Below are 25,143 nucleotides of genomic sequence, written 5' to 3' on the forward strand. Positions count from 1 at the left end.
TTTCGCCGTAGGCGGCGTGATCTGATCGGTCCATGATCTTCGACGTGAACCGCATCCGGTCCGGCTATCCCGCCCTGGCCGAAGGCTTCGCCCAGCTCGACGGCGCCGGCGGCACCCAGCCGGCCGGCGCGGTGATCGACGCGATCGCCGCGGCGATGCGCACGGCGGTGTCGAACCGCGGCACCGCCAGCGAGCCCGCCCGCCGCTCGGGCGAGATCGTCGAGGCGGCCCGGTCGGCGGTGGCCGACCTGCTCGGCGGCGACCCGGCGGGCGTGGTGTTCGGGCCGAGCGCGACCGCGCTGACCTACCTGGTGGCCCGCACGCTCGCCGAGGGCTGGGAGCCGGGCGACGAGGTGGTGCTGTCGCGGCTCGACCACGACGCGAACGTCCGGCCGTGGGTGCAGACCGGCGCGACGGTCCGGTGGGCCGAGTTCGACCCGGCCACCGGCGGGCTCGACGTGGCCCAGTACCGGAAGCTGATCGGCCCGCGCACCCGCCTGGTGGCGGTGACGGCGGCCAGCAACGCGGTCGGAACGGTCCCGGCCGTCCGGGAGATCGCCGACCTCGCGCACGAGGCCGGCGCGCCGGTCTTCGTGGACGGCGTGCACGCCACCGCGCACCGGCCGACCGACGTGGCCGCCCTGGGCGCCGACTTCTACGTGACCAGCGCCTACAAGTGGTCGGGCCCGCACTACGCCGCGGTCATCGCCGACCCGGCGGTGTGGGAGCCGCTGCACCCGCGGAAGCTGGTCCCCTCCCCGGACAGCGTCCCGGGCCGGTTCGAGCACGGCACGCTGAGCTTCGAGCTCCTCGCCGGCGTCACCGCCGCCGTCGACCACCTGGCCGGCCTCGTCCCGGCCGAGGGCGACCGCCGCACCCGCCTGCTGGCGAGCATGTCGGCGGCCGCCGACCACGAGTCCCGGCTGCTCGACCGGCTGCTGACCGGCCTGGCCACGATCGAGGGGATCACGGTTCTGCCGGCCCCGGCCGACCGCTGCCCGACGGTCTCGTTCCGCCTCGACGGCGTGACACCGGCCGAGACCGCCCAGGCCCTCGGCCGGCAGGGCGTCTGCGTCTCCCACGGCGACTACTACGCCGTCGAGTACTTCGACGCGATCGGCCTGCGCGCCTCCGGCGGCGCGGTCCGGGTGAGCCTCTACCACTACAACACCGAGGAAGAGGTCGACCGCCTCCTGCAAGGGTTTTCCCTGATTCGGGGATAGATATCCGTAGATAGCGTCGCTCCTGTAGCCGAGAGGAGCACACAAATGCTACGAAAGCCCCTGGTCTTCGCGCTGGCCGCCGGTACCGCGGCGGCCTCCGCGATGGTCGCGGTGTCCGGACCGGCCGCCGCGCAGGCACCCACGCCATCGGTGGACGCGGTCGCGCAGGCCGACGCCGTCGTCGCCGGCCGCCCGTCCGTTCTCAAGGCCGGCGCCCACGACACCTTCCACCGCAGTCAGGTCTACCGGTCGCAGGGCCTCACGTACGCGGCGTACGACCGCAATTACAAGGGTTTCCCGGTCAAGGGCGGCGACTTCGTCGTGGTCACCGATGACGCCGGGCAGACCCGCTACACGTCGGTGGCGCAGAGCAGCCCGATCGGCGAACTGTCGACGGTGCCCACGGTCTCCGAGGCCGCGGCCGTCGCGACCGCGAAGAAGCAGCTGAAGACCGTGAGCGGCGTCGAGACGACCCGCCTGGTGATCGTCGCCGGAGAGGGGCAGACGGCCAAGCTGGCGTACGAGACGACCGTCAACGGCACCGGCGCCGGCGGCGTCAGCCGGCTCACCGTCGACGTCGACGCGGTGACCGGCAAGGTGCTGTCCACCGAGGAGCACGTCACCGAGGCCACCGGCACGGGCACCGGCTGGATCAACGGCTCGGTGTCGCTGAACACCACCCAGTCCGGCTCCACGTACTCGCTCAAGGACCCCTCGGTCACCAACCTGAGCTGCCAGGACGCCTCGACCCGGACCACGTTCAGCGGCTCCGACAACGTCTGGGGCAACGGCAACGGCACCAGCAAGGAGACCGGCTGCGTGGACGCGCTGTACGTGGCGCAGAAGCAGAAGGCGATGCTGTCGGCGTGGCTGGGCCGCAACGCGCAGAACGGCTCGGGCGGCGCCTGGCCGATCCGGGTCGGCCTCAACCAGCAGAACGCCTACTACGACGGCACCCAGGTCCAGATCGGCAAGAACACCGCCGGCAAGTGGATCTCGTCGCTGGACGTGGTCGGTCACGAGCTGGGCCACGGCATCGACGACAAGACCCCCGGCGGCATCTCGAAGGGCGGCACGCAGGAGTTCGTGGCCGACACCATCGGGGCGGCCACCGAGGCCTACGCGGCCAACCCGAACGACCCGTTCGACTACCAGGTCGGCGAGGAGGTCAACCTGGTCGGCAGCGGCCCGATCCGGTACATGTACAACCCGTCGCTGGCCGGCGACAGCAACTGCTACTCGAGCAGCACGCCGGGCTCCGAGGTGCACGCCGCGGCCGGTCCGGGCAACCACTGGTTCTACCTGCTGGCCCAGGGCAGCGGCGGCAACGGCCAGCCGGCCAGCTCGACCTGCAACGGCAGCACGGTGACCGGCGTCGGCATCCAGAGCGCCATCAAGATCATGTACAACGCGATGCTGCTGAAGACCTCCAGCTCCTCGTACGCCAAGTACCGGGTGTGGACGCTGCAGGCCGCGAAGAACCTCACCCCGGGCAACTGCACCCAGTTCAACGCGGTCAAGGCCGCCTGGAACGCGGTCAGCCTGCCGGCCCAGTCCGGCGAGCCCACCTGCTGATCCACCACCACGCAGCAACGCTCGGACGCTCGGCTGGACCCTTCCAGCCGAGCGTCTTCGCGTTCCCTACAGGAATCCGTAGCCGGCCTCGGTGATGTGAGCGGCCAGTACGACGTCTCCCGGCTCCTCGGACCACACCTCCGCCCGCGCGCTCTCCCGCGCCAGGTCATCCCCGGTCAGCGGAACACCCTCATCCCACCTCGCCGGCCAGCCGGAGAAACGGCGTACCTCGACAAAGCCGCGAGACTCCAGCGAGATCAGACCGGGCGCCAGGATGTCAGCGAGCTCCCGCAGCGTCGTCTCCTCATGCCGGCGGAGTTCCCAGAGCGGCCGCGGCGAGTCCTCCAGGGGATCCAGAACCAGAACTTCGGCGTAGTCCAGCCCTTCTTCGGTCATGCGTTCCTCCCGACCGCGGCGCTTGTCTATTTGACGGGTGGAAGTAGATCACAGTAGCTTGCCGCTCATGAAAACCGTTTTCATTTCACTTACGGCGGCGGTGGGGCTGCTGGCCGGGTGCGCCGGCGCCGGGGCGGCACCCGCGCCGCGCGCGGAGGCGGCTTCGGTCGCTAACTGTGGGGTCACCGTCGCCGTCAAGGCGGCGCCTCAGCGGGCGATCGCCATGGAGCAGAACGCGACCGAGATCCTGCTCAGCCTCGGGCTGGCCGGGCGGATGGCCGGGACCAGCTACCAGACCGACCCCGTTCTGCCGTCGCTGAAGGGCGGCTACGACAGCGTTCCGGTCCTGGCCAAGCTCTATCCGTCGCGCGAGAAGGTGCTCGAGGCGCGGCCCGACTTCGTCTATTCGACATTCACTTCGGCGTACGCCGGTGAGGCCGCCGGGCCGCGGCCGGAGCTCGCGAAGCTCGGCGTACCCGCGTACCTGTCCCGGTTCGCCTGCGAGAAGGATCCCGCCGCGTTCGCCTTCGCGGGTCTCTTCAGTGAGATCGAGGAGGTCGCCACCCTGTTCGGCGTGCCCGAGCGCGGGCGGAAGCTGGTCGCCGGCGAGCGGGCCCGGCTCGCCGCGGCGCTGACGAGCAAGCACAGCGGGACCTCGCTGCTCTGGTACTACTCGGGCACCAGCACGCCGAACGTGGCCGGGCCGGGTGGCGTTCCAGCCGCGATCACCGAGCAGCTGGGCGCGGAGAACGTGTACGGCGACGCCAAGCAGACCTGGCCCGCCGGCAGCTGGGAGCAGATCGCGGCCCGCAACCCGGACGTGATCGTGCTGGCCGACCTCACTCGGGGCGGCGACGGCGACAGCGCCCAGTCGAAGATCGACTTCCTGCGGTCGAACCCGGTCACGGCCAAGCTGGACGCGGTCAGGACCGGGCGGTTCATCACCGTGCCGGGGTCCTCGATGGACCCCTCGGTGCGCAGCGTCGCGGCCGTCGAGACGGTCGGCGCCGGGCTGGCGGAGCTGGGCCGATGAAGCGGTTGCTGGATCTCTGGGACGAACAGCAGTCGGCGTACGTGGCCCACCGCGAGAACCGCTTCCAGGTCATGCTCGACATCCTGCGCCTGCACGGGGAGCAGCCGCGGGTGCTGGACCTGGCGTGCGGGCCGGGGGCCATCTCGCGCCGCGTGCTCGAGGCGTTCCCCGGCGCCCGGGTGACGGCCGTCGACTACGACCCGATCCTGCTCAGCGTGGCCGCGGGGGCTTTGCAAGAATTCGGCGACCGGGTACGGGTTCTGGACGTCGACCTGATCGACCCGGGCTGGCCGGCACGGTTCGAGGGTTTCGACGCGGTGCTGACGTCGACCGCGCTGCACTGGCTCTCCCCCGATCAGCTGCTCGCCGTCTACCGGGACGTCGCCGGCCTGCTGCCGCCCGGCGGGATCCTGCTCAACGCCGACCACCTGCGCTTCGACGACCGCTCGCCGGCCCTACGCGACCTGTCGGCCCGGCACGACGAGGACACGCAGCGGGCGGCGTTCGCGGCCGGGGCGCTCGACTACGCCGCCTGGTACGCCGAGGCGGCCCGGGAACCGGATCTGGCCGCGCTCGTGCCCGTACGGGAGAAGCGGTTCGCCGATCGTCCCCCGCAGCCGCTCGCGCCGCTCGAGTTCCACCTCGCCGCTCTGCGCGCGGCCGGCTTCGCCGAGGCCGGCACCGTGTGGCAGTACCTGGACGACTACGTCGTCTACGCACGACGGTGACCGGTCGCCTTCTGCTGTTTCCGGCGGCGGCCGGCGTCCTGCTGCTCAGCGTCGCCGTGTCGGTCACCATCGGCGTGGCCGACCTGGGCGCGGGCGAGGTGCTGCGGACACTGGCCGCGCACGCCGGGCTGCCGGTGCGGCGGCTGCCGCCGCTGGCCGACAGCATCGTGTGGGAACTGCGCACGCCGCGGGTGCTGCTGGCCGGAACCGTCGGCGCCGGGCTGGCGGTGTGCGGGGCGGTGTTGCAGGCGCTGACCCGCAACCCGCTGGCCGACCCGTACCTGCTGGGCATCTCGGCGGGCGCGTCGACCGGCGCTGTCGGGGTGCTCGTGCTGGGGGTGGGCGCCGGAACCGTGGCGTTGTCGGCGGGCGCGTTCGCCGGTGGGGTGGCCGCGTTCGCGACGGCCGTGCTGCTGGCCGGCCGCCGCTGGACCGAACCGGCCCGGATCCTGCTGGCCGGCGTGGCCACGGCCCAGCTGTTCTCGGCGCTGACCAGCCTGGTCGTCGTCGGGCAGGCCAGCCCCGACAGCACCCGGAGCATCATGTTCTGGCTGCTGGGCTCCCTGACCGCGGCCTCCTGGCCGTCGGTCGCGGTGACGGCGGCGGTCGGCGGCGCGGCCGTGCTGGCCTGCTGGGCGGCCGCGCCCGCCCTGGACGCCTTCGCGTTCGGCGCCGACGTGGCCCAGACGCTGGGCTTCTCACCGGCCCGGGTACGCGCGGTCCTGTTCGGGGTGACCGCGCTGCTGGCGGCCGTACTGGTGGCGGCCAGCGGCGCCATCGGCTTCGTGGGCCTGATCGTGCCGCACGCGGTACGCCGCCTGACCGGCTCCCGTCACCGCCTGCTGCTGCCGGCGTGCGCGGTCTCCGGCGCGGTCCTGCTGATCTGGGCCGACACCGCGGCCCGAACCGTCTTCGCCCCACAGGAGCTCCCGGTCGGCGTCGTCACCGCCCTGCTCGGCGTGCCGGCTTTCGCCCTGCTCCTGCGCCGTTCCGGAGGCCCATCATGAGCACCAGTCTCCCGTCGCCCGGGCGACCCGCTCCCGCGTCGCCGGGAAGAGACGCCACGGCCGCTGCTTTCGCCCCTGTCCGAGAGACAAGCCCTGACGCCGCCTCGGCCCGTCCGCCCTCACCCGCCGCGAAACGGTCGCCACGCTGCTCTCCCACAACTCGGACCGCGCCATCAGCGCCTCCTCCCGCTGCGCGGGAGGCGCGTTGTGCGGGTTGAAGCGCAGGACATCCACAGCCGACGTTGCGAGGCCGCTCGGAAGCGCGACGGGTCCGTCGAGGTCGACAGGCCGGGTCGCGATGAACAGGGTCTCGATGAACATGGTCGCGATGAACGGGAAGGTGCATGGTGAGGGTTGAGGCGCGGGGCGTCGACCGGCGGGTTCGTGACGTCGCGCTGCTCCGGGCGGTGGCCTTGGACGCGCCGCCCGGCAGCACGGTCGGGCTGCTGGGGCCCAACGGCTCCGGCAAGTCGACCCTGCTTCGGGTGCTGGCCGGGCTCGATCGGCCGGACGCCGGGCGGGTTCTGCTCGACGGGGTGGATCGGGCGGGGCGGCCGCGCCGGGAGGTCGCCCGGCGGGTCGCGGTGGTCACCCAGCACACGCCCGCCGACGCCGACATGACCGTGGGTGATGTGCTTCGGCTGGGGCGTATCCCGCACCGGGCGCTGCTGGCGCCGGCCGGCGCCGACGACGAGCGGCGGGTCGCCGACGCCCTCGACGGGGCCGGGCTCAGCGGGTGGGAGCGGCGCCGGTGGACCTCGCTGTCCGGTGGTGAACGCCAGCGGGTCGCCATCGCGCGTGCGCTGGTGCAGGAACCGGAGGTGCTGCTGCTCGACGAGCCGACGAACCACCTGGACATCAGGCACCGGTTCGCGCTGCTGGCCGACCTGGCCCGGGCGCCGGTCACCGTGGTCGCCGCCCTGCACGATCTGGACCTGGCCGGCCAGTACTGCGACCGGATCGTGCTGCTCGCCGGCGGTCGCGTCGAGGCCGCCGGCACGCCGGCCGATGTGCTCACCGCGGAGACGATCGCCCGGGTCTTCGGCGTCGCGGCCGAGGTCATCGCCGCCCCGGCGGGCCGGGTCCGGATTCTGCTGCGGGCACCCGATCAGGGTGATTCGGGTTTCTGGTCGATTCGTGGCGATCAGTGAAGGGGCGTGCACACACTGGCGCGCATGAGGATCCGTCGCGTCATCAGCGTTCTGTGCATCGGTGTCCTGGCCGCGGCCGGCCTGTCTTCGCCGGCCGCCGCGGCGGCGCCCGGCATCACCGACTGGAAGCCGTGCGCCGACCGGCCCGACGTGCAGTGCGCAACGCTGCGGGTTCCTCTGGACTGGGCCCGCCCGTACGGTCCGAAGATCTCGCTCGCCGTTGCCCGGAACCCGGTCGACGACCCCTCGAAGCGGGTCGGCACCCTGTTCCTCAACCCGGGCGGTCCGGGCGGGCCGGGAACCATTCTCGCCCTCTACGGCGATCTCGTCTTCTCGCCCGCGCTGGCCGAGCACTTCGATCTGGTCGGCGTGGACCCGCGCGGCATCGCGGGCAGCACCCCGGTGTTGTGCGACGGAGATCCGTACCCACCCGGTCTGACGCTCTTTCCCCGCGGCGCCGCCGAGTTCCGGCGGTTCGTCGAGGCCAACCGGGTCTTCGGGCAGAGTTGCGCCGACGCCACCGGGCCGCTGATCAGTCACGTCGACACGGTGTCGGTGGCCCGCGACCACGAGGCGGCGCGGGTGGCGCTCGGCGAGAAGGAGTTCAACTGGCTCGGGCTGTCGTACGGCACGCAGATCGGGGTGCAGTACGCGAACCTGTTCCCGCACCGCGTGCGGGCCATGGTCTTCGACTCCGTGCTCGACCACAGCATGGGCACCGAGCAGATGCTGCTGGACGAGGCCGCCACCGTGGAGGACTCGTTCAACCGGTTCACCCGGTGGTGCACGGCCACGGCCGCCTGCGCCCTGCACGGGCAGGACGTCGGCGCGCTGTTCGACCGGATCGTGGCCGCCGCCGACCGGAACCCCATGCCCGTGCCGGGCGCCGCCCGGCCGGTCAGCGGTGAGGACATTCGCCTGCTGACGCAGGAATACCTGGTGTTCAAGGAGCCGAACTTCTTCCGCCCGGTCTCCGGATGGCTCCAGCTCGGGCAGGCGATCAGCGCCACGCTCGCCGGCAACGCCGAGGGCTTCGCGATTCCCGCGCCCGAAGGGCCGCAGAGTTCTCAGGCCACCGGCCCGGCCTGCATGGACAACCCATCCGAGATCCGCACCTATGACGAGTACCAGCGGCTGGCCCAGCGGGCGAAGAGGATCGCGCCGCACCTTCAGGGGGCGTCGCAGTCCTGGACGCTGCTGCGCTGCACCGGATATCCGGTGCGGGCGACGAACCCGCCGCGACGGCTCGACGTTCGGAATGCGCCGCCGATCCTGATGGTCAACGCCACCCATGACGCCTCCACGGCGTACAAGTGGGCCTGGCAGTTGAAGTCTCAGGTGCGCGGCAGCGTGGTGCTGACCCGGATCGGCGACGGGCACACGTCCTCGATGCACGACGCCTGCGCCCGCGCCGCCATCGACCGCTACCTGATCGACGGGGTGATGCCGGCTCCGGGTTCGGTGTGCCGTTAGCGGCGCAGGAAAAGCAGGACCGCGAGGACGCGGCGGCTCTCGCTGCCGGTGGCGGGCAGGCCGAGCTTGCCGAAGATGCTGGACACGTACTTCTCCACCGCCCGCAGCGTGATCACCAGACGGTCGGCGATGCCCTGGTTCGAGGTGCCCTCGGCCATCAGGGTCAGCACCTCCCGCTCGCGCGGGGTGAGCGCGGCCAGCGGGTCGTCGCGACGGCGGCGCGACAGCAACGTGGCGACGATGATCGGGTCGACGGCCGAGCCACCGGCCGCGACCCGGCGTACCGCCGTCAGGAACTCGGGCACGTTGCTGATCCGGTCCTTCAGCAGATATCCCACCCCGTCGGCCGAGTCGGCCAGCAACGACATCGCCAGGCCGACCTCGACGTACTGGGACAGGACGAGAACGGCCAGGCCCGGGTACGCCGCCCGCAGCTCGATGGCCGCCCGCAGGCCCTCGTCGGTGTGCGTGGGCGGCAACCGGATGTCGACGATCACGACGTCGGGCACGGCCGCCCGCACCGCGGCCCGCAACTGGACCGCGTCGCCGCACCGGGCCACGACGTCGAATCCGGCGTCGGCCAGCAACCGCCCGATCCCCTCGCGGAGCAGGACGCTGTCCTCCGCGATACCGACCCGCACCGCTGCTACCGGCACGGCAGCTCCGCCCGCACCCGGGTGCCGCCACCGGCCGGCGTGCACACCCGCAACCGGCCGCCGAGGGCCTCCACCCGGTCGGCCAGCCCGCGCAGGCCGGTCCCCCGCTCGGTGTCCGCGCCGCCGCGCCCGTCGTCGACGACCTCGATGACGATCGCGCCGTCGGCCGGGGTGACCACGACGGCCGCGCACGACGCCTGCGCGTGCTTGCCGATGTTGGTCAGGCTCTCGCAGACCACGTAGTAGGCGGCGACCTCGATCGCCTCGTCGACCCGGCCCGGCAGGTCGACGGTCAGCCGCACCGGCACGGCGGCCCGGGCGGTCAGCGATTCCAGGGCCACCGCCAGCCCGTGCGCGCTGACCACCGCCGGGTGCAGCCCACGGGCCAGATGGCGCAGCTCCTCCAGGGAGACCGCGATCTCGGTACGGGCCAGGTCGAGCAGCGCACCCGCCTCCGGGTCCCCGTCGAGCCGGGTCCGCAGCACGCCCAGGTTGAGGGAGAGGGCGACGAGCCGTTGCTGGGCGCCGTCGTGCAGGTCCCGTTCCAGCCGCTGGCGTTCGCGCTGACCGGCCTCGAGCACTCGGGCCCGCGACCCGCGCAGCTCCTCCACGTTGGCCCGTAGCTGGGCCTGTAACCGGCCGGTCCGCAGCGCGATCGCGGCCGCCGCGCTGACCGCCTCGAGCAGGGCCGGCTCGTCGCGCAGGGCCGCGTCGTGCACCAGTGCCGCCATGGGCCGGCCGTCGTCGGAGATCATGGTGACTCGGGTGGCGTCGCCCGGCAGCCGCACCGGCCGGCCCTCCTGGTCGCCCCAGACCCCGAACTGCGGCAGCCAGTAGGTGAGCACCAGCGACGGGTCGCGCAGCGCGCGGACGAGCGGGCCGCGCAGGTCGGCCGGCCCGGCCCGCAGCTCGACGATCAGATCGCCGACCGAGCTGCGGGCGAGCCGGGCCTGGAGCAGCCCGGCCACGAAGGCGACCGGGGCGACACCGACCAGCAGCAGGCAGATCCGCTGAACGACAGGGAACACCGGTCCACCCAGGACACCGACGATCAGCAACACCGCGATCATCATGAGGCCGACGGTGAACGAGTCGATGACCAGCGACAGCGAACGGCGGAGCGGATGCCCGCGGCGCAGCACCAGCAGCACGGCGCCGCCCAGCGCGACCGCGCTGACCACCAGCAGTTCTGTCTGATGGATGACCGTGCCCAGCGTGTGCCGCTCGACGACGGCCAGAACGTGCGGTTCGAGGACGCCGAGCAGCATCGCGGCGAGCTGACCGGCGATCGCGGCCAGATAGCCGGCGGCCAGCAGGATCCGCTCCGCCCGCCCCCGCAGCCGGCCGGTCGGGAACGACAGGAAGACGTGCACGATCAGCACGAGCGGAAGCACGTCCACGGCCTGCCCGACGGTGTGCGGGATCCGGCCGCCCGACCAGCTCAGCGCCCCGACCATGCTGCTCACACCGGTGACGATCATCAGCGGCCCGAACCGGTTGCCCGGCCGGCAACGCCACGCGACCAGCCCGCCGACCGTGTACCCGGCCGCGATCCAGGCGACGACCGCGACGTGCGCCCGCGGGATCCCCTCGCTCACTCCGAGCGCGACGACGCCCACCCACGCGGCCGGCAACACCGAGCCGAGCGTGGCGAGCACAGTGGTCGTCGGGCGGAGCGTCCGCACCCGGTTGACGCTACGCCCCTCGGATACACCAGCAAACCGCCTCACCCGCGCGCTTCCCCGCCGGGAACGTAGCGGCCCGCGCGCCCCGCTGGACGGCTGACGGGGGTGGTCAGCCGGCCACGGTGCCCTTGCGGACGTCGAGGAACTGGCGGTCGTCGTAGTCGTGCCCGAGTTCGGAACGCACCTCGACCACGCCCGCCACCTGCCGGGTCAGCCGCTCGGCGATCTCGGCCGAGGTGTATCGCTGCACTCGCCCGGACAGCGTCACCACGCCGTCGACGACAGCCGCGGTCACCGTGGTGCCCTCGTCGTCCACGTAGGGCAGCAGGACCCCCGACTCCACGTCCGCGAGGATTTCGTCGTCCGGCCGCAGGTGGGCCTTGAGCAGGTCGGAGCGGGAGACGATGCCGACCAGCCGCCCCTCGTCGTCGACCACGGGCAGCCGCTTGACCTTCTCCCGGTCCATCAACCTCGCCGCCGAGGCGATCGACGTGCCGCTGACCGTCACCACGGCCGGCGCGCTCATCAGGTCGGCCACCGTGCTCGCCTCGGCCTTGCGCCGCTCGTCCCGGCGCCGGCGGCCCTCGAACATGCGCGGTTCCTCGCCCGCGAACTCGACCTTGCGCAGCAGGTCGGCCTCGGACACCACACCGGCCACCTGCAGGGCGTCGTCGACCACCGGCACCGCGCTCAGCCGGTTGGCGATCAGCAGGTCGACCACGTCCCGGTAGGAGTCGGCCGTCTTCACCGACACGACCTTCCTGGTCATGACGTCATCGACGGTCCAGGTCTTCACGGCGTCCTCCTTCGACAGACTTCAATTCCTGACACAGTACGGGGGTGCGCCCGCGCGCGTCAGAGCCGATCGGCCCTCCCGCCACTCCGGGCGGCGTCCTAGCCTGGACGTGAGCACTCCACGAAGGAGGCCGGGATGAACATCTTTCGCCGGGCTCTGTGCGCGCTGGGACGGCATTCGGGAGAGTGGTCCCACCCGGGAAGCCGCTGCGAGACGGTCCGCGTCTGCGCGGTCTGCGGCCGCACCGAGGAGCGGGGCCGGCACGACTGGGGCGCGTTCGCGGCCGCCGGCGGCTGCGACCGGGTCCGCCGGTGCCTGCGGTGCGGCGCGACGGACTCCTGGCCTGAGCACGACTGGGGGCCGTGGCTCTACGCGAACACCGAGTTCAACGCGCCGCAGGTGCGCGAGTGCCGGCGCTGCCACACGCGTGACCGGACGACGCCCACCTACCGCTGACGGTCAGCGGGGCGGAATGCGGCGGCGGACGTCCTCGGCCGTGGACGGGCCGGCCTCCCAGGCGGCGACCCACGGGTGGTCGTCCGCGTGCGGGGCGAGGACGCCCTCTTCCAGGAAGGCGTAGCGGTCGGCCAGGAGGCGCTTGGCGGCTCGGACGTCCACGCTGTCGTTGTTCGCCCAGAGCGCGGCGAACAGCGCCTCGGCGCGCAGACGGGCCTGCCGGCAGAACAGGTCGGCCAGTTCCACGCCCTCCGGGCGGTGGGCCTGTTCGCCCCGGGCGCGGACGCAGGCGGCGGACATCGCGAACAGCTCCGCGCCGATGTCGACGATCCGGCCCAGGAAGCCCTGTTTGCGTTCGAGCTTGCCCTGCCAGCGGGACATGGCGTAGAACGTCGACCGGGCGAGCTTGCGGGACGCGCGCTCGGCGTAGCGCATGTGGCCGGCCAGGGGCCCGAACTCGGCGTACGCCGAAGGGGCCTGGCCCCGGCCGACGGCCAGGGTGGGCAGCCACTTCGCGTAGAACGCCCCCGCCCGTACCCCGGCCCGGGTCTTGCGGCCGAGGCCGGCCTCCGGGTCGATGATGTCGCCGGCGACCGCGAGGTGGGCGTCGACCGCCTCGCGGGCGATGAGCAGGTGCATGATCTCGGTCGAGCCCTCGAAGATGCGGTTGATCCGCAGGTCGCGCAGGAGCTGTTCGGCCTCGGCGGCCCGCTCGCCCCGGGCCTCCAGCGAGTCCGACCGCTCGTAACCGCGCCCGCCGCGGATCTGAATCAGCTCGTCCGCGATCCGCCACGCCATCTCGCTGGCGTACAGCTTGACCAGGGCCGCCTCGATGCGGATGTCGTTGCGGTCGTCGTCGGCGATCGCGCAGCTCAGGTCGAGCATCGACTCCATCGCGTACGTGGTGGCGGCCATGAAGGCGAGCTTGCCGGCCACCGCCTCGTGCCGGCCGACCGGATGGCCCCACTGCACGCGCTGGGCCGACCATTCGCGGGCGATCGCCAGCGCCCGCTTGCTGGCCCCGACACACATCGCGGGCAGCGACAACCGGCCGGTGTTGAGCGTCGTGAGCGCGATCCGCAGGCCCTTGCCGGGGCCGCCGACGACGTTGCGCTCGGGCACGAAGACGTCGTGGAAGCGGGTCAGGCTGTTCTCCAGCCCGCGCAGGCCGAGGAACGAGTTGCGCCGCTCGACGGTGATGCCGGGCGCGTCGCCCTCGACGACGAAGGCGGTGATGCCCCGGCCCGGCACGCGGGCCATGACGACCAGCAGGGTGGCGACGGTGCCGTTGGTGGCCCAGAGCTTCACCCCGTTGAGCCGGTAGCCGCCCTCGACCGGTTCGGCCACGGTGGCCAGGCGGGCCGGGTCGGAGCCCACGTCGGGCTCGGTGAGCAGGAACGCGGACACCTCGCCGGCGGCCAGCCGGGGCAGGAACTCGGTCTTCTGCTCGGCCGTGCCGAAGATCTTCAGCGGTTGCGGCACCCCGATCGACTGATGCGCCGACAGCAGCGCGCCGGCCGCCGGGCTGACCGACCCGATGAGGGTCAGCGCCTTGCAGTAATGCAGATTCGACAGGCCGAGGCCGCCGTACGTCTCGTCGATCTTCATGCCGAAGGCGCCGAGCTCGGCCAGGCCGTGGAAGACCTCGTCCGGGATCCGGTCCTCCCGCTCGATCCGGGCCCCGTCGACGGTACGCAGGTACTCCCGGAGCCGGCCCAGGAACGCCGGATCGGGCTCGGCGGCCGGCCACGGGTCGATCAGATCGAGCCGTAACCGGCCCAGGAACAGCTCCTTACCGAAGCTGGGCTTGCGCCACTCGGTCTCGCGAGCGGCCTCGGCGACCTGCCGCGCCTGCTTCTCCGAGACATGGGCCTGCGTTGGCTGCGTTGCCGTCACGGCTACCCCCTGACCTGGCTCGCCGTCACGCTACTGAACGGTGTTACCAAGCGGTAGGCGTCTGGCGCATGCCGCGATTTCGCCCCCAGGCTAGACGCGGAACGAGGAGACCAGGCTGCTCAGCTCGGTCGACATCCGGGCCAGCTCCGCGTTGGCCTGCTGGGTCTCGGCGACGCCCTGGCTGGTCATCCGGGCCGCCTCGGCCACGCCGGTGATGTTCTGCGCGATCTCGCCGGTGCCGCCGGACGCCTCGGCCACGCTGCGGTTCATCTCGGCCGTGGTCGCCGTCTGCTCCTCCACCGCCGACGCGATGGTCGTCTGGAACTCGCTGATCCGGCCGATGACCAGAGAGATCTCCTCGATCGCGGTGACCGCGCCGCTGGTGTCGGCCTGGATCGCCTCGACCCGCTTGGAGATGTCCTCGGTCGCCCGCGCCGTCTCCTGAGCCAGGTCCTTCACCTCGGAGGCGACCACCGCGAAGCCCTTGCCCATCTCACCGGCCCGCGCCGCCTCGATCGTCGCGTTCAGCGCCAGCAGGTTCGTCTGCTCGGCGATCGCGGTGATCGTCTTGATGACATTGCCGATCTCGGCCGACGAGTCACCCAGCTTGTTCATCGTGGCCGAGGTGGCCGCGGTGACGGTCACCGCCTCGGCCGCGACCCGGGCCGCCTCGGCCGCGTTCTGCGAGATCTCCCGGATCGACGCGCCCATCTCCTCGCTACCGGCCGACACCGTCTCGACGCTGCGCGACACCTGCTCGGCCGCGGCCGACACCGCCTGCGCCTGCACCGACGCTTCCTCGGCCGAGGCGGCGATCTGGGCCGATGTGCCGGTCATCTGCTCGGACGCCCCGGCCAGGGACGCGGCCGAGCCCTCGATGGTCGCGATGGTGGCGCGCAGCCGGGCCATGGCGGCGTCCAGCGAGCGGCCCATCCGGCCCGGCTCGTCGCGGGTTTCCAGGCCGGTCGTGCGGGTCAGATCGCCGTCGGCGAGGCCGTCACAGACGTACGTGACCTTGGAAAGTGATTGCACGATCTTGCGGGCGACCAGGAAGCCGAGCAGCAGGGCCAGCGCCAGCCCGATGACCAGGATGACGATCGCGGTGGTCCGGCTGGACTCGTACCCCGACCGGGCGCTCGCGGCGTTCTTGGCCGCGTCGGCGGTCTCGATCTTGTCGAGGTCGGTGAGCTGGTCGTAGATCGAGTTCAGGGCGGGCAGGGTCTCGTTCTTGCGTACCGAGACCCAGGTCTTGATGTCTTTGCTGGTGCCGGCGGGCAGGAGCTTGTTCTCGACCAGCCCGGTGTAGGTGTCCCAGGTCTTCTCCAGCGCGTCGATCTGGGTGGTGTTCGCCGCCGGCATGGTGCCGCGGTACGCCTTCAGGGCCGCGTTGGCGTCCGTGATGTCGGTCTTGACGTCGTCGGTGAACTGCTTCGTCGTCTCGGGGGTGAGGGAGAGGGCCTGGTTGGCGACGTCCGAGCGGGTCTTCGTCATGACGAACTTGATCTGCCCGATCGCCTTGATGCTGGCGACGTTGCTGGCGTAGATCAGCTGGGCGGAGTCGCTGGCCCGGCCGAGCGACACCAGCCCGACGATCCCGACGACCAGCGCCACCAGGGCCGCCGTGGCGACCGAGGCGATCACCTTCACGCTGACGCTGAGATCCGCGAACGAGGCCCGGCGCGGCGCGGCGGAAAGGGTCATCGTGCTCATAACAGTCCTCTTCCGGATGAATCCGAGGATAGGGAGACCCACTACCACCTTCACTATGCAAGTGCCCGGCCCCACCCCTCACCGCTATCGGCGAATCCGTCAAACGAAGTTGAAGTTCACGCGGAACAGGTTGTCCGGGTCGTACTTGTGCTTGACGGCGAGGACACTTCCATAGAGCTCCGGCCCGTACACGTCGCGCAGCCCGGCTCCGCCGGCGGTCATGAAGTTGGCCATCTGGTGCTCGTACCGCCAGGGTCGCAGCGCCTCGACGAGCCGGTCCAGGGCGGCCCGCAGACGCGGCAGGTCGTCCGGCCCGCCCGCGCCGATGCCGAGCACCTGGAAGGGCAGCCCGCGCGAGGGCACCGCGTCCGGGGCCGCGGGGGCCCGGTCGAGGGCGCCGCCGAGGGCCCGGATCTCGACGGTGACCAGCGGGCAGTCCACCCCGGGGCCGACGGCGCCCAGGAATGCGGCCAGCGCCTCGTCCGTGAGTTCCCGCACGCCGAGGCCCTTGTCCACGTACGGCAGCGGGTTCAGCGGGTCGGCGTGCATCAGGGCGGAGTCGCGGTACGGCACCTCGGCCACCGAGTCGTCGACGGCGGTGCCGGCGGCCCGGATCGGGGCCAGCAGGGCCTCGCCCTGGTCGGCCGGGCCGGTGAAGGCGAACCGTACGTGCAGCAGGAAGGCGCCGCGCAGGTGCGGCGGCAGGTCGGGCACCGGAGGAAGCCGGTCGACGGCCACCGAGGTGCCGGCGTTCTCGGGCAGGGTGGCCGCCCAGTCGCGCCACAGCGGCAGCAGGGTGGTCATCTGCTCGCCGGGGAAGAAGATGCCGCCGGCGTAGATGGTGGGGTGGCGCAGCAGGCCGATGTCCATCCGGGTGACCACGCCGAGGTTGCCGCGGGTGCCCTTGAGGGCGTGGAAGAGCTCAGGCTCCTGAGTGTCGTTCACGACCCGAAGCGATCCGTCGGCGGTGACGACCTCGAACTCGGTGACGTGGTCGCTGGCGTAGCCGTACTGCCGGCCGAGAGTGGGGCTCTGACCGCCGCCAAGGACGTAGCCGATGGCGCTGACGGTCGGCGTGGACCCGTTGAGCGGCGCCAGGCCGTGCTCGGCGGCCGCGTCCAGGACCTGGCCCCAGCGCGCCGAGCCGGTGACCCGGGCGACCGCCGACGACGGGTCGACGGTGACGCCGGCCATCCGGTCCAGAATGATCAGGACGGCGCCGTCGCCGGGAACCGGCTGGAGGTGCCCGCCGCCCTTGACGGCCACGGCGAGGCCGTTGGCCGCCGCGTACCGGACGGCCTGCTGGACGTCGGCCGCGCTCGCGGCGTCGACGACGAGCGCCGGACGCAGTGGGGCGAGCACGTTGAAGGTGGCGCAGGCGGTGGCGTACTCCGGCTCGCCGGGCCGGAAGACACGAAGTTGATCAAGGTTGTCCACGCCGTCGATGATGCGGCGCACCCCGGCACCCGGGCATCGGGTGATGTCACCACCAAACGACGGCGAGAGTGGGAGACCTCAACCCTCCAGGGCCTCCCGCAGCTGTACGCGTGAGGTGACGCCGATCTTGGGGAAGATCTTCGCCAGGTGGGCCCCGACCGTGCGGTGCGAGATGTAGAGGCGCTTGCCGATGTCGCGGTTGGTCAGGCCCTGCGCGGCCAGCTGGGCGATCTGGAACTCGTGGGCGGTGAGCCGGTCGGTCGCGGCGGCGGCCCGCTGACCGCTGCGCTCACCGGCCGCGCGCAGCTCGCGCCGGGCCCGGTCGCCCCACGGCACGGCGCCGAGCGCGTCGAAGGCGTCGCGCGCCGCCCGCAGCGGCTGACGGGACTCGGCGACCCGCCGCCGGCGGCGCAGCCATTCCCCGTACGCCAGCTCGGCCCGCGCCCGCGTGAACGGCCGCCGATCCAGATCCTGGGCCAAGGCGTCCTCATATGCCGAGGGGTCGTCGCCCAGCAGGGCCCGGGCCAGCCGCAAACCGTCGTGCAGCGACGGCGACGGGGTGCGGGCCGCCGCCCGCTCCATCTCGGCGATGACCGGTGCGATCAGCTCGGCGCGGCCGGCGTGCGCGGCGGCGTCGGCCAGGTCGCCGATCGTGTGGCAGCGCAGCGCCGGCTGATAGGACGGGTCGCCCGGGTCGTGCAGGCGCAGCAGCCGCTCCAAAGCCTCGGCATGGTCGCCCTCGCCGAGAGCGGCCAGGGCCCGGGCGTGCTGGGCGGTGGCGAGCACCGGCCGGGCGCCGACCGGCAGGCCCCGCCGCTCGGCCTCGCCGGCCAGCCGCCGCGCGCCGTCGAAGTCGCCGCGCAGGGCGGCCAGCTTGGCCTGGCTGGCCCGGATCAGCCCCAGCAGGTACGGCTGCCCGGTCTCCTCGGCCAGGTCGCTCGCCTCCTGGGCGGCCGGGATGGCGACCGCGAGGTCGACCAGATGCACGGCGCTCCAGGCCTGGGCGGCCAGTGCTCGCGCGAGCAATTGCAGGCGGCCCTGCGTACGCAGCCCGGTGAGCGAGGCGGCCGACTGGGCGAGGGCCACGTCGAAGGAGCCGACCAGCACGGCGGCGCTGCCCAGCAACCGCACCGCCCGCGGGTCGGGCAGCGGCTGGGCCAGCACTTCCCGGGACCGTTCGATCACCACGGCGCCCCGGTCGATCGGCGCCGCGTAGGCCAGGATGGCCAGCAGCCGGGCGTCGTGCGGGTCCAGCGGCAGGCCCTCGGCCACGGCCACGATCCGCCGGCGGGCGTCCGGCCCGGGCTCGGACCAGAAGCAGCGCAGGGCCGCGCTCCACAGGATGCGCACGCCGAGGTCGAGGTCACCCGCGGCGGCGGTCTCCCCGGCCAGACCGGCCAGGGTGGTGGCGTCGGTCTCCCGGTCGCGCATGCCGTCGTCGAAGGCGGCGCCGATCCACGCGGCCCGGGCCCGCTGGCCGGCCGTGAGGTCGAGTTCCCGGGCGGCGCCGAGCAGCCGGTCGACGACCTCGGTGCGGCCCAGGTCGACCCCGGCGTCGGCCGCGCGGAGAAGCCGGTCGGCGCGGCGCCACGGGTCCGGGCTGAGCCGGGCCGCCCGGTCGAGGGCGGCCACCGCCGTGGCCGCGCCGCCCCGCCGCTGGGCACGGGCGGCCACCGCCTCCAGCGCGGCGGCGACGGTCTCGTCCGGCCGGTCGGCGGCCGAGGCGAGATGCCACGTCCGCCGGTCGGGGTCGGTGGTGAGCACTCCGGCCAGGGCCTGGTGCACGTCGCGACGGCGTGCGGGCCCGGCGTTCTGATGGACGGCCGAACGGATCAGCGGATGGCGGAAGGTCAGCCGGTCGTCATCGATCTCGACGAGGCGGGCGTCCACGGCGGGTCGCAGCGCCTCGGCCCCGACCGGGTGGCCGGTCAGGGCGGCGTTGGCGTCCTCGATCTCGGCCAGGGCGGCGCCGTCGTTGAGGGCGGCGACCTGCAGGGCCGCGAGCGTGTCGGGCGGCAGGCCGGCGGCCCGGTCGACGAAGGCCCGTTCCAGCCGGTCGGTCAGCGGCAGCCACGGCGCGGCCAGCGTTCCGCGGGTGGCGGCGACCGCGGCCGGGAGCTCGATCAGGGCGAGCGGGTTGCCGGCCGCCTCGGCCAGCAGCCGGTGCCGTTCGGGCGGGGTGAGGCCCGCCTTCGACTGGCCGAGCAGGTCGGCCGCGGCGGCGTCGGACAGCGGCCGCACGGTCAGCTCGGGCAGGCCGGCCCCGGTCCAGCGGGTGACGCCGGCGCCGGTGCGCACCGCGGCCAGCAGCAGGATCGGCTCGGACTCCAGCCGGCGGGCGAGGAAGCTGAGCACGTCGGCGGTGGCGGCGTCGAGCCAATGCGCGTCCTCGGCCACGATCAGGGTGGGTGTGGTGTCGGCGAGCTCGGCCAGCAGGTTGAGCACGGCGAAACCGACCAGGAAGGCGTCGGGCACGGTCTCGTCGGACAGGCCCAGGGCCGCCCGCAGGGCCGCCTGTTGCCCCGCCGGCAGCAGGCCGAACGCGTCGTGGACCGGATAGAGCATCTGGTGCAGGCCGCCGAAGGGCAGATGGGCCTCGGCCTCGGTGCCGGCCATGGTCAGGACCCGCAGTCCGGCCGTACGGGCGGTGGCGGCGGCCCGGGCGAGCAGGGCCGACTTGCCGATGCCGGCCTCGCCCTGCAACACGAGGGCGGCACCGTGGTCGCGGACGGCGTGGATCATCGCGGAGAGCCGCGCCACCTCGCTGTCCCGTCCCACCAACGTCACCGGCGAATTTTACGCGTGACCTGCGGCACCTAGGTCATATGGCCGGTGTTCGCGGGCGCCCGGGCGCGCAGAGTGCCGCTATGACCCAGGCAGTCGAACGCCGGCGGCTGGCCCGCGATCTCCACGACGGGGCCCAGCAGAGCCTCGTGGCGCTGATGATCAATCTGCGGATCGCCCGGGGGTCGTTGCCCGACTCGTCACCGGCGGCGGCGCCGCTGGACGAGGCGATCGCGGCGGCGACCCGGGCCATCGAGGAGATCCGCGCGTTCTCGTACGGGCTCCACCCGCCGATCCTGAGCCGGCGCGGGCTGGTGCCGGCCGTGCGGGCGCTCGCGGCCCGCTCGCCGGTGCCGGTGACCGTCACCGACGCCACCAGCGGCCGGTTCGACGCCGACCTGGAGTCGAACGCGTACTTCGTGATCGCCGAGGCGCTGACCAACGTGGCCAAGCACGCGCGGGCGGACCAGGCCGCTGTCACCCTCACCGAGGACGACGGCACGCTGACGATCGTGGTGCAGGACGACGGGGTGGGTGGCGCCTGCCCGCGGTCGCTGCGGGACCGGGTCGCCGCGTACGGGGGAACCCTGCTCGTCGAATCTCCGGCCGGCGCCGGAACCCGGGTGACGGCGGTGCTCAGAGGTCACCGATAGCGTCGCGCAGGGCCGCCCTCTTCGTGATGCCGAGCTTCGGGAACACCTGGTAGAGATGGCCGCCCACGGTGCGCGGGGACAGGAACAGGCGCTCGGCGATCTCCTTGTTGGTCATGCCGCCGGCCGCCATTCGCGCGATCTGGAGCTCCTGCGGGGTCAGCGACTCGACCCCACGGGCGCCGGCCGGCGTGCGGGTGGCCTGCCCGGCGGCGCGCAACTCGGCCTCGGCCCGGTCGGCCCAGGGGCCGGCGCCGAGCCGGCGGAAGGCCGCGTGGGCGATCTCCAGCTGGTGCCGGGCCTCGACCGCCTCGCGCGATCGGCGCAGCCTCTCCCCATACGCCAGACGGATGCGGGCCGCGTCGAACGGCCACCGCTCCACAGTGGGCATTGCCAGCGTCCGGGCGAAGAGCGTGTCGTCGTCGGAGACCAGGGCCTCGCACGCCGCCGACAGGATCGCCAGCCGCGGCGAGAGCGCGGCCACGTCCGCCTCCCGCATGGCCCGCACGTGCGCCTCGGCGTCGTGCCGGCGGCCGGTGCGCAGCGCCGCGTAGACCAGGTCGAAGGCCACCCACAGCGCGATCGGCACGTATGGGGCGAACGTGCCGGGCGGGCTGATCCGGGCCGCGTGCCGGTACGCCTCGTCGAAGTCGTTGCGGCTGTACGCCTCCAGCACCAGGGCGTGCCGCGCCATCGTGGCCGCCAGCCCGACCCCGATCGGCGCCGCCCAGTCGAGCATGTGCTCGGCCCGGGCCCGGCACTCGGCCGACCGGCCGTGCACCGCGTGCAGCAGCGCCTCGTGGTACCAGAAGTAGAACCGGAAGAACCGGGTGCCCGGCGCCGCGCTGACGCTCAGGCCCTCGGCGACCAACTCGGCCTGCTCCGCCCAGGCCCCGCGGTGGAAGTCGTCGACGCTCAGGTTCATGAGCGTGACCAGGCGCAGCCGGGCCGGTCCGCCGTCGTGGACGGCCTCCAGCAGCCGGCCCCGCAGCACGCCGATGCGGTCGGTGAACCAGCCACAGGCGACCAGGTTGAGCACCGCGTCGAGGTTGGTGTCGTGCTGGGCGGCGGCCAGACCGGCCTCGAACCGGGGCAGCGCGGCCACGCCGGTACGGACCGGATCACCGAACAGGTCCATGGCCAGCCGCAGATCGGGTTGCCGGACGTCGTGCAGCGGCGCCCACATCTCGGCCCGGCCGCCGAAGAAGGCGAGCAGGGCGACCATCCACTGAGCGCCCTCACGCGGGCCCTCCCCGGTCCGCAGGGCGCGCAGCACGAAGGCGTGCGCGACGTCGACCGGGGTGCCGGAGTCGAGCATCACCAGGGCGGCCGCCGCCGCGTAGTGCAGCGACGCGTCCGCCTCGCCCGCCGCCCGGCGGGCCTCGGCCAGCAGCTGGGCGGCGCTGCGGGCCTCACCCATGTACTCGGCGCCCACGTACGCGGCCTCGGCCAGCCGGCGGGCCCGCTCGGCGGCGTGCGGGCTCAGGTCGGCGGCCCGCGTCAGCGTGGCCAGCATGGCCTGGTAGTCGCCCCGGCGCAGCTGGCTCTGGGCCGCCTCCTCGAGCAGGGCCGCGACCTGTTCGTCGGGGCCGGTGGCGGCCTCGCCCAGATGCCAGGCGCGCCTCTCGACGTCACCGGGGAACGCGGCCGCGAGAGCCTGATGGGCGCGCCGCCGCTCGGCCGCGGTGGAGCCGGTCACGACCGCGGAACGGATCAGGGGATGCCGGAAGACCACCCGCCCGGCGCCGCCGTCGACGCGGACCAGGTCGTCCCGCTCGGCCGGCTCCAAGGCGTCGAGCAGCCGGGGGCTGCCCGCGGCGGCCGCTCCCTCCAGGGCCGCGGTGAGCAGCACGGCCCTCGTCTCGGCGGGCAGGGCGGCGATCCGGTCCGCGTACAACCGCTGCAGCCGCTCCCCCAACGGGAGCACCGAGGGGAGGTCGTCACCCAGTGCCTGTGGCAACTCCAGCAGCGCCAGCGGGTTGCCCTGCGCGGTCGCCAGCACGCGGTCGCGCGCTCGCGGATCGAGGGCGGGGAACCGCTCGGCCAGCAGGCCGGCCGACGTCTGCTCGTCGAGCGGCCTCACCTCGTACTCCCGCAGGCCGGAACGGTCGAAGAAACCGGAACCACCGGTGCGGAAGGCGGCCAGGACGGCCGCCCGGCTGCCGCCGAGCCGGCGGGCCACGAAGCTGAACACCTGCGCACTGGCCCGGTCGATCCACTGCAGGTCGTCCACGATGAGCAGATGGGAGCCGCGGCGCAGCAGCAGCGTGACCGCGCTGGCCAGCAGCAGCGGCTCCGGCATGGGCCCGGCGCCGAGGCCGAGGGCCACCCGCAGGGCCCGCTCGTGGGCCTCGCCCAGCGTTTCGATCTCGTCGAGCAGCGGCAGCAGGGCGCGGTTGAGGCCGGCGAAGGCGACCTCCGCCTCGTACTCGGCCACCGGAACCCGGATGACGCCGGTCTCCGTGGCCTCGGCCGCGTCGAGCAGCGCGGTCTTGCCGACACCGGGCTCGCCGGTCAGCAGCAGCGTGCCGCCCCGCTCGGCGAGGAAGGCGGTGAGGTAGTCCAGGTCCGCCGACCGGCCCACGAGAACGTTCACGGTGGCGATTCTCCCCGTCGTTCGAGTCAAACGACTGGTGCTCTCACCTCGCGGTGGCGTCAATCATGGTGTAGAGGATCGCCGAATGGGGAGGTTTCTGGATGAACAGCACGCTGAGGGTCGTCGTGGCCGACGACCACGCGCTGATCCGCGAGGGCATGGTGCGCGTGCTGGAACGCGGCGGGGTCGACGTGCTGGGCACCGCCGCCACCGCCGACGGCCTGCTCGGGCAGGCCCGCGCGTATCGGCCGGACGTGGTCGTGACCGACCTGCACATGCCCTCCGGCGACGGCCGCGACGGCATGTGGGCCGCCCTGCAACTGCGCCGGGACGATCCGGCGTGCGCGGTGGTCGTGGTCTCGCAGTTCATCGAGGAGGACTTCGCCCTCGAACTGGTCGCGGCCAGCCCGACCGGCGTCGGCTACCTGCTCAAGGAGAAGATCGCGGTCGCCGACACCCTGGTCGACGCGGTCCGCCGGGTCGCGGCGGGCGACGCCGCGCTCGACCCCGACGTCATCTCCGGCCTGCTGCGGCGCGGGCGCAAGGACGGCCCGCTGGCCCACCTGACGGCCCGCGAGCGCGAGGTCCTGGCCCTGATGGGCGAGGGCCGCTCCAACACCGGCATCGCGGCCCAGTTGTTCATCACCGTCCCGGCCGTGGAACGGCACGTCACCGGCGTCTTCGCCAAGCTCGGCCTGGGCGGTCCCGGCGGTCACCAGCACCGCCGGGTCCAGGCCGTTCTCCACTATCTGAGCTCGGAGCAGTGTGCTTTCCACACTGACGCCGGCCGCACCCGAAGGTGAGATGGCACCATGACAACGATCGGAACACGCAAGCTCGGCTCGTACGGGCCTGAGGTCTCCACCCTGGGCCTGGGCGCCATGGGCATGTCCGACCTGTACGGCCCGGCCGACGAGCGGGAGAGCATCGCGACGCTGCACGCGGCCATCGACGCCGGCGTCACGCTCATCGACACCGGCGACTTCTACGGCTCCGGGCACAACGAGATGCTGATCGGCCGCGCCCTGCGCGAACGCGACCGGTCCGAGGTGGTGCTCAGCGTCAAGTTCGGCGCCCGGCGGACTCCCGACGGCGGCTTCCAGCAGGTGCCGTACGACGTGTCACCGGCCGCCGTGAAGGACCGGCTGGCGTACTCGCTGCGCCGCCTCGGCACCGACTACATCGACATCTACCGGCCGTCACGGCTGAACCCGCACATCCCGGTCGAGGAGACGATCGGCGCGCTCGACGAGATGCGCCAGGCCGGCTACATCCGGCACATCGGACTGTCCGAGGTGGGCGCCGACACCCTGCGCCGGGCCGCCGCGGCCGCGCCGATCAGCGACGTGCAGATCGAGTACTCGCTGGTGTCCCGCGGCCCCGAGCGCAAGATCCTGCCCGTGCTGCGCGAGCTCGGCATCGGCCTCACCGCGTACGGCGTGCTCTCCCGCGGTCTGCTCAGCGGCCACTGGTCGGCCGAGCGGGCACTGACCGGCGCCGACTTCCGGGCCCACAGCCCCCGCTTCCAGGGCGAGAACCTCGAGGCGAACCTGCGCCTGGTCGAGGCGCTGTCCCGGGTGGCCGAGCGGCTGGGCGCCACGACCGGCCAGGTGGCCATCGCCTGGGTGCTGGCCCAGGGCGCCGACATCGTGCCGCTGGTCGGCGCCCGCCGCCGCGACCGCCTGGCCGAGTCGCTGCACGCGGCCGACCTCACACTGAGCGAGACCGTGCTGCGCCAGATCGAGGAGGCCGTCCCGGCCGGGTCCGCCGCCGGCGACCGCTACGCCGCCCCGATGATGGCCATGCTCGACAGCGAGCGTTAAGGGTCGCGGGCAAGCATCGACAGCATGCACGTGCGCGCCCTTAAAAAGGGAACCTGAACTGACACGCG

At 73.1% G+C, this 25,143-nt stretch carries 21 protein-coding genes; 11 read left to right on the plus strand and 10 right to left on the minus strand.

Going from position 1 to position 25,143, the window contains the following annotated elements; all coding sequences use genetic code 11:
• Positions 1-32 precede the first annotated feature (32 nt).
• Together AB0C26_RS31860 and AB0C26_RS31865 are read left to right on the plus strand one after the other, a co-directional pair.
• Positions 33-1,223, plus strand: a complete 1,191-nt coding sequence (locus AB0C26_RS31860; protein WP_360255023.1) for a cysteine desulfurase-like protein — start codon at positions 33-35, stop codon at positions 1,221-1,223.
• 45 nt (positions 1,224-1,268) lie between these two features.
• On the plus strand, positions 1,269-2,798 hold the full coding sequence (locus tag AB0C26_RS31865; protein ID WP_360255025.1) for a M4 family metallopeptidase: 1,530 nt from the start codon (positions 1,269-1,271) through the stop codon (positions 2,796-2,798).
• Between the two features lie 66 nt (positions 2,799-2,864).
• Here the strand turns inward: AB0C26_RS31865 and AB0C26_RS31870 are convergent, their stop codons facing one another.
• Positions 2,865-3,194: a hypothetical protein gene (locus tag AB0C26_RS31870; RefSeq protein WP_360255027.1), complete on the minus strand. Its 330-nt coding sequence runs from the start codon at positions 3,192-3,194 to the stop codon at positions 2,865-2,867.
• Positions 3,195-3,261: 67 nt separating this feature from the next.
• On the opposite strand from AB0C26_RS31870, the gene AB0C26_RS31875 reads away from it, so the two are divergent.
• From AB0C26_RS31875 to AB0C26_RS31885, 3 genes are read left to right on the plus strand one after another with little or no spacing between them, the layout of a single operon-like run.
• Positions 3,262-4,227 (plus strand): ABC transporter substrate-binding protein, encoded by a 966-nt coding sequence (locus AB0C26_RS31875; protein ID WP_360255029.1) that lies wholly within the window; start codon positions 3,262-3,264, stop codon positions 4,225-4,227.
• Positions 4,224-4,955: a class I SAM-dependent methyltransferase gene (locus AB0C26_RS31880; protein ID WP_360255031.1), complete on the plus strand. Its 732-nt coding sequence runs from the start codon at positions 4,224-4,226 to the stop codon at positions 4,953-4,955. Before AB0C26_RS31875 ends, AB0C26_RS31880 begins: the two co-directional genes overlap by 4 nt.
• The gene (locus AB0C26_RS31885; protein ID WP_360255033.1) at positions 4,952-5,962 is read left to right on the plus strand and encodes an iron chelate uptake ABC transporter family permease subunit; all 1,011 of its coding nucleotides are present in this window, start codon (positions 4,952-4,954) and stop codon (positions 5,960-5,962) included. The genes AB0C26_RS31880 and AB0C26_RS31885 overlap by 4 nt, the downstream gene beginning before the upstream one ends.
• Here the strand turns inward: AB0C26_RS31885 and AB0C26_RS31890 are convergent.
• Complete coding sequence (locus AB0C26_RS31890) at positions 5,957-6,283, minus strand: hypothetical protein (protein WP_360255035.1); 327 nt, start codon at positions 6,281-6,283, stop codon at positions 5,957-5,959. The genes AB0C26_RS31885 and AB0C26_RS31890 overlap by 6 nt on opposite strands.
• A gap of 23 nt (positions 6,284-6,306) precedes the next feature.
• Between AB0C26_RS31890 and AB0C26_RS31895 the strand changes: the two genes are divergently transcribed.
• Together AB0C26_RS31895 and AB0C26_RS31900 are read left to right on the plus strand one after the other, a co-directional pair.
• Positions 6,307-7,113: an ABC transporter ATP-binding protein gene (locus tag AB0C26_RS31895; protein ID WP_360255037.1), complete on the plus strand. Its 807-nt coding sequence runs from the start codon at positions 6,307-6,309 to the stop codon at positions 7,111-7,113.
• A gap of 24 nt (positions 7,114-7,137) precedes the next feature.
• Positions 7,138-8,586, plus strand: coding sequence for an alpha/beta hydrolase (locus AB0C26_RS31900; protein ID WP_360255039.1), 1,449 nt, complete (start codon positions 7,138-7,140; stop codon positions 8,584-8,586).
• Here AB0C26_RS31900 and AB0C26_RS31905 read toward each other — a convergent pair.
• The 3 genes from AB0C26_RS31905 to AB0C26_RS31915 all read right to left on the minus strand — a co-directional run bounded on the left by AB0C26_RS31905 (position 8,583) and on the right by AB0C26_RS31915 (position 11,723).
• A complete protein-coding gene (locus tag AB0C26_RS31905; RefSeq protein ID WP_360255500.1) occupies positions 8,583-9,227 on the minus strand; it encodes a response regulator transcription factor in 645 nt (214 codons plus the stop codon). The two genes, AB0C26_RS31900 and AB0C26_RS31905, sit on opposite strands and share 4 nt — an antisense overlap.
• A gap of 5 nt (positions 9,228-9,232) precedes the next feature.
• Positions 9,233-10,927, minus strand: a complete 1,695-nt coding sequence (locus AB0C26_RS31910) for a histidine kinase (protein ID WP_360255041.1) — start codon at positions 10,925-10,927, stop codon at positions 9,233-9,235.
• Positions 10,928-11,036: 109 nt separating this feature from the next.
• On the minus strand, positions 11,037-11,723 hold the full coding sequence (locus tag AB0C26_RS31915; RefSeq protein ID WP_360255043.1) for a CBS domain-containing protein: 687 nt from the start codon (positions 11,721-11,723) through the stop codon (positions 11,037-11,039).
• Positions 11,724-11,858: 135 nt separating this feature from the next.
• On the opposite strand from AB0C26_RS31915, the gene AB0C26_RS31920 reads away from it, so the two are divergent.
• The gene (locus AB0C26_RS31920) at positions 11,859-12,179 is read left to right on the plus strand and encodes a hypothetical protein (RefSeq protein ID WP_360255045.1); all 321 of its coding nucleotides are present in this window, start codon (positions 11,859-11,861) and stop codon (positions 12,177-12,179) included.
• Positions 12,180-12,182: 3 nt separating this feature from the next.
• Here the strand turns inward: AB0C26_RS31920 and AB0C26_RS31925 are convergent, their stop codons facing one another.
• The 4 genes from AB0C26_RS31925 to AB0C26_RS31940 form a co-directional block, all read right to left on the minus strand.
• Entirely contained in the window at positions 12,183-14,075 is a 1,893-nt protein-coding gene (locus AB0C26_RS31925) for an acyl-CoA dehydrogenase family protein (protein WP_360255047.1), read from the minus strand.
• Between the two features lie 90 nt (positions 14,076-14,165).
• The gene (locus AB0C26_RS31930) at positions 14,166-15,785 is read right to left on the minus strand and encodes a methyl-accepting chemotaxis protein (RefSeq protein ID WP_360255049.1); all 1,620 of its coding nucleotides are present in this window, start codon (positions 15,783-15,785) and stop codon (positions 14,166-14,168) included.
• A gap of 99 nt (positions 15,786-15,884) precedes the next feature.
• Entirely contained in the window at positions 15,885-17,243 is a 1,359-nt protein-coding gene (locus tag AB0C26_RS31935) for an FAD-binding oxidoreductase (protein ID WP_360255052.1), read from the minus strand.
• Positions 17,244-17,300: 57 nt separating this feature from the next.
• Entirely contained in the window at positions 17,301-20,009 is a 2,709-nt protein-coding gene (locus tag AB0C26_RS31940) for an AAA family ATPase (protein WP_360255054.1), read from the minus strand.
• An 80-nt stretch (positions 20,010-20,089) separates the two neighbouring features.
• Between AB0C26_RS31940 and AB0C26_RS31945 the strand changes: the two genes are divergently transcribed.
• A complete protein-coding gene (locus AB0C26_RS31945) occupies positions 20,090-20,659 on the plus strand; it encodes a histidine kinase (protein WP_360255058.1) in 570 nt (189 codons plus the stop codon).
• Here the strand turns inward: AB0C26_RS31945 and AB0C26_RS31950 are convergent.
• Positions 20,643-23,252, minus strand: a complete 2,610-nt coding sequence (locus AB0C26_RS31950; protein WP_360255060.1) for a LuxR family transcriptional regulator — start codon at positions 23,250-23,252, stop codon at positions 20,643-20,645. The two genes, AB0C26_RS31945 and AB0C26_RS31950, sit on opposite strands and share 17 nt — an antisense overlap.
• A 101-nt stretch (positions 23,253-23,353) precedes the next feature.
• Between AB0C26_RS31950 and AB0C26_RS31955 the strand changes: the two genes are divergently transcribed.
• Both AB0C26_RS31955 and AB0C26_RS31960 read left to right on the plus strand, forming a co-directional pair.
• Entirely contained in the window at positions 23,354-24,055 is a 702-nt protein-coding gene (locus AB0C26_RS31955) for a response regulator transcription factor (RefSeq protein ID WP_360255062.1), read from the plus strand.
• 9 nt (positions 24,056-24,064) lie between these two features.
• The gene (locus tag AB0C26_RS31960) at positions 24,065-25,075 is read left to right on the plus strand and encodes an aldo/keto reductase (RefSeq protein ID WP_360255064.1); all 1,011 of its coding nucleotides are present in this window, start codon (positions 24,065-24,067) and stop codon (positions 25,073-25,075) included.
• The last annotated feature ends 68 nt before the right edge of the window (positions 25,076-25,143 follow it).

It is taken from the genome of Actinoplanes sp. NPDC048796, assembly GCF_040650035.1.
Classification (GTDB): domain Bacteria; phylum Actinomycetota; class Actinomycetes; order Mycobacteriales; family Micromonosporaceae; genus Actinoplanes.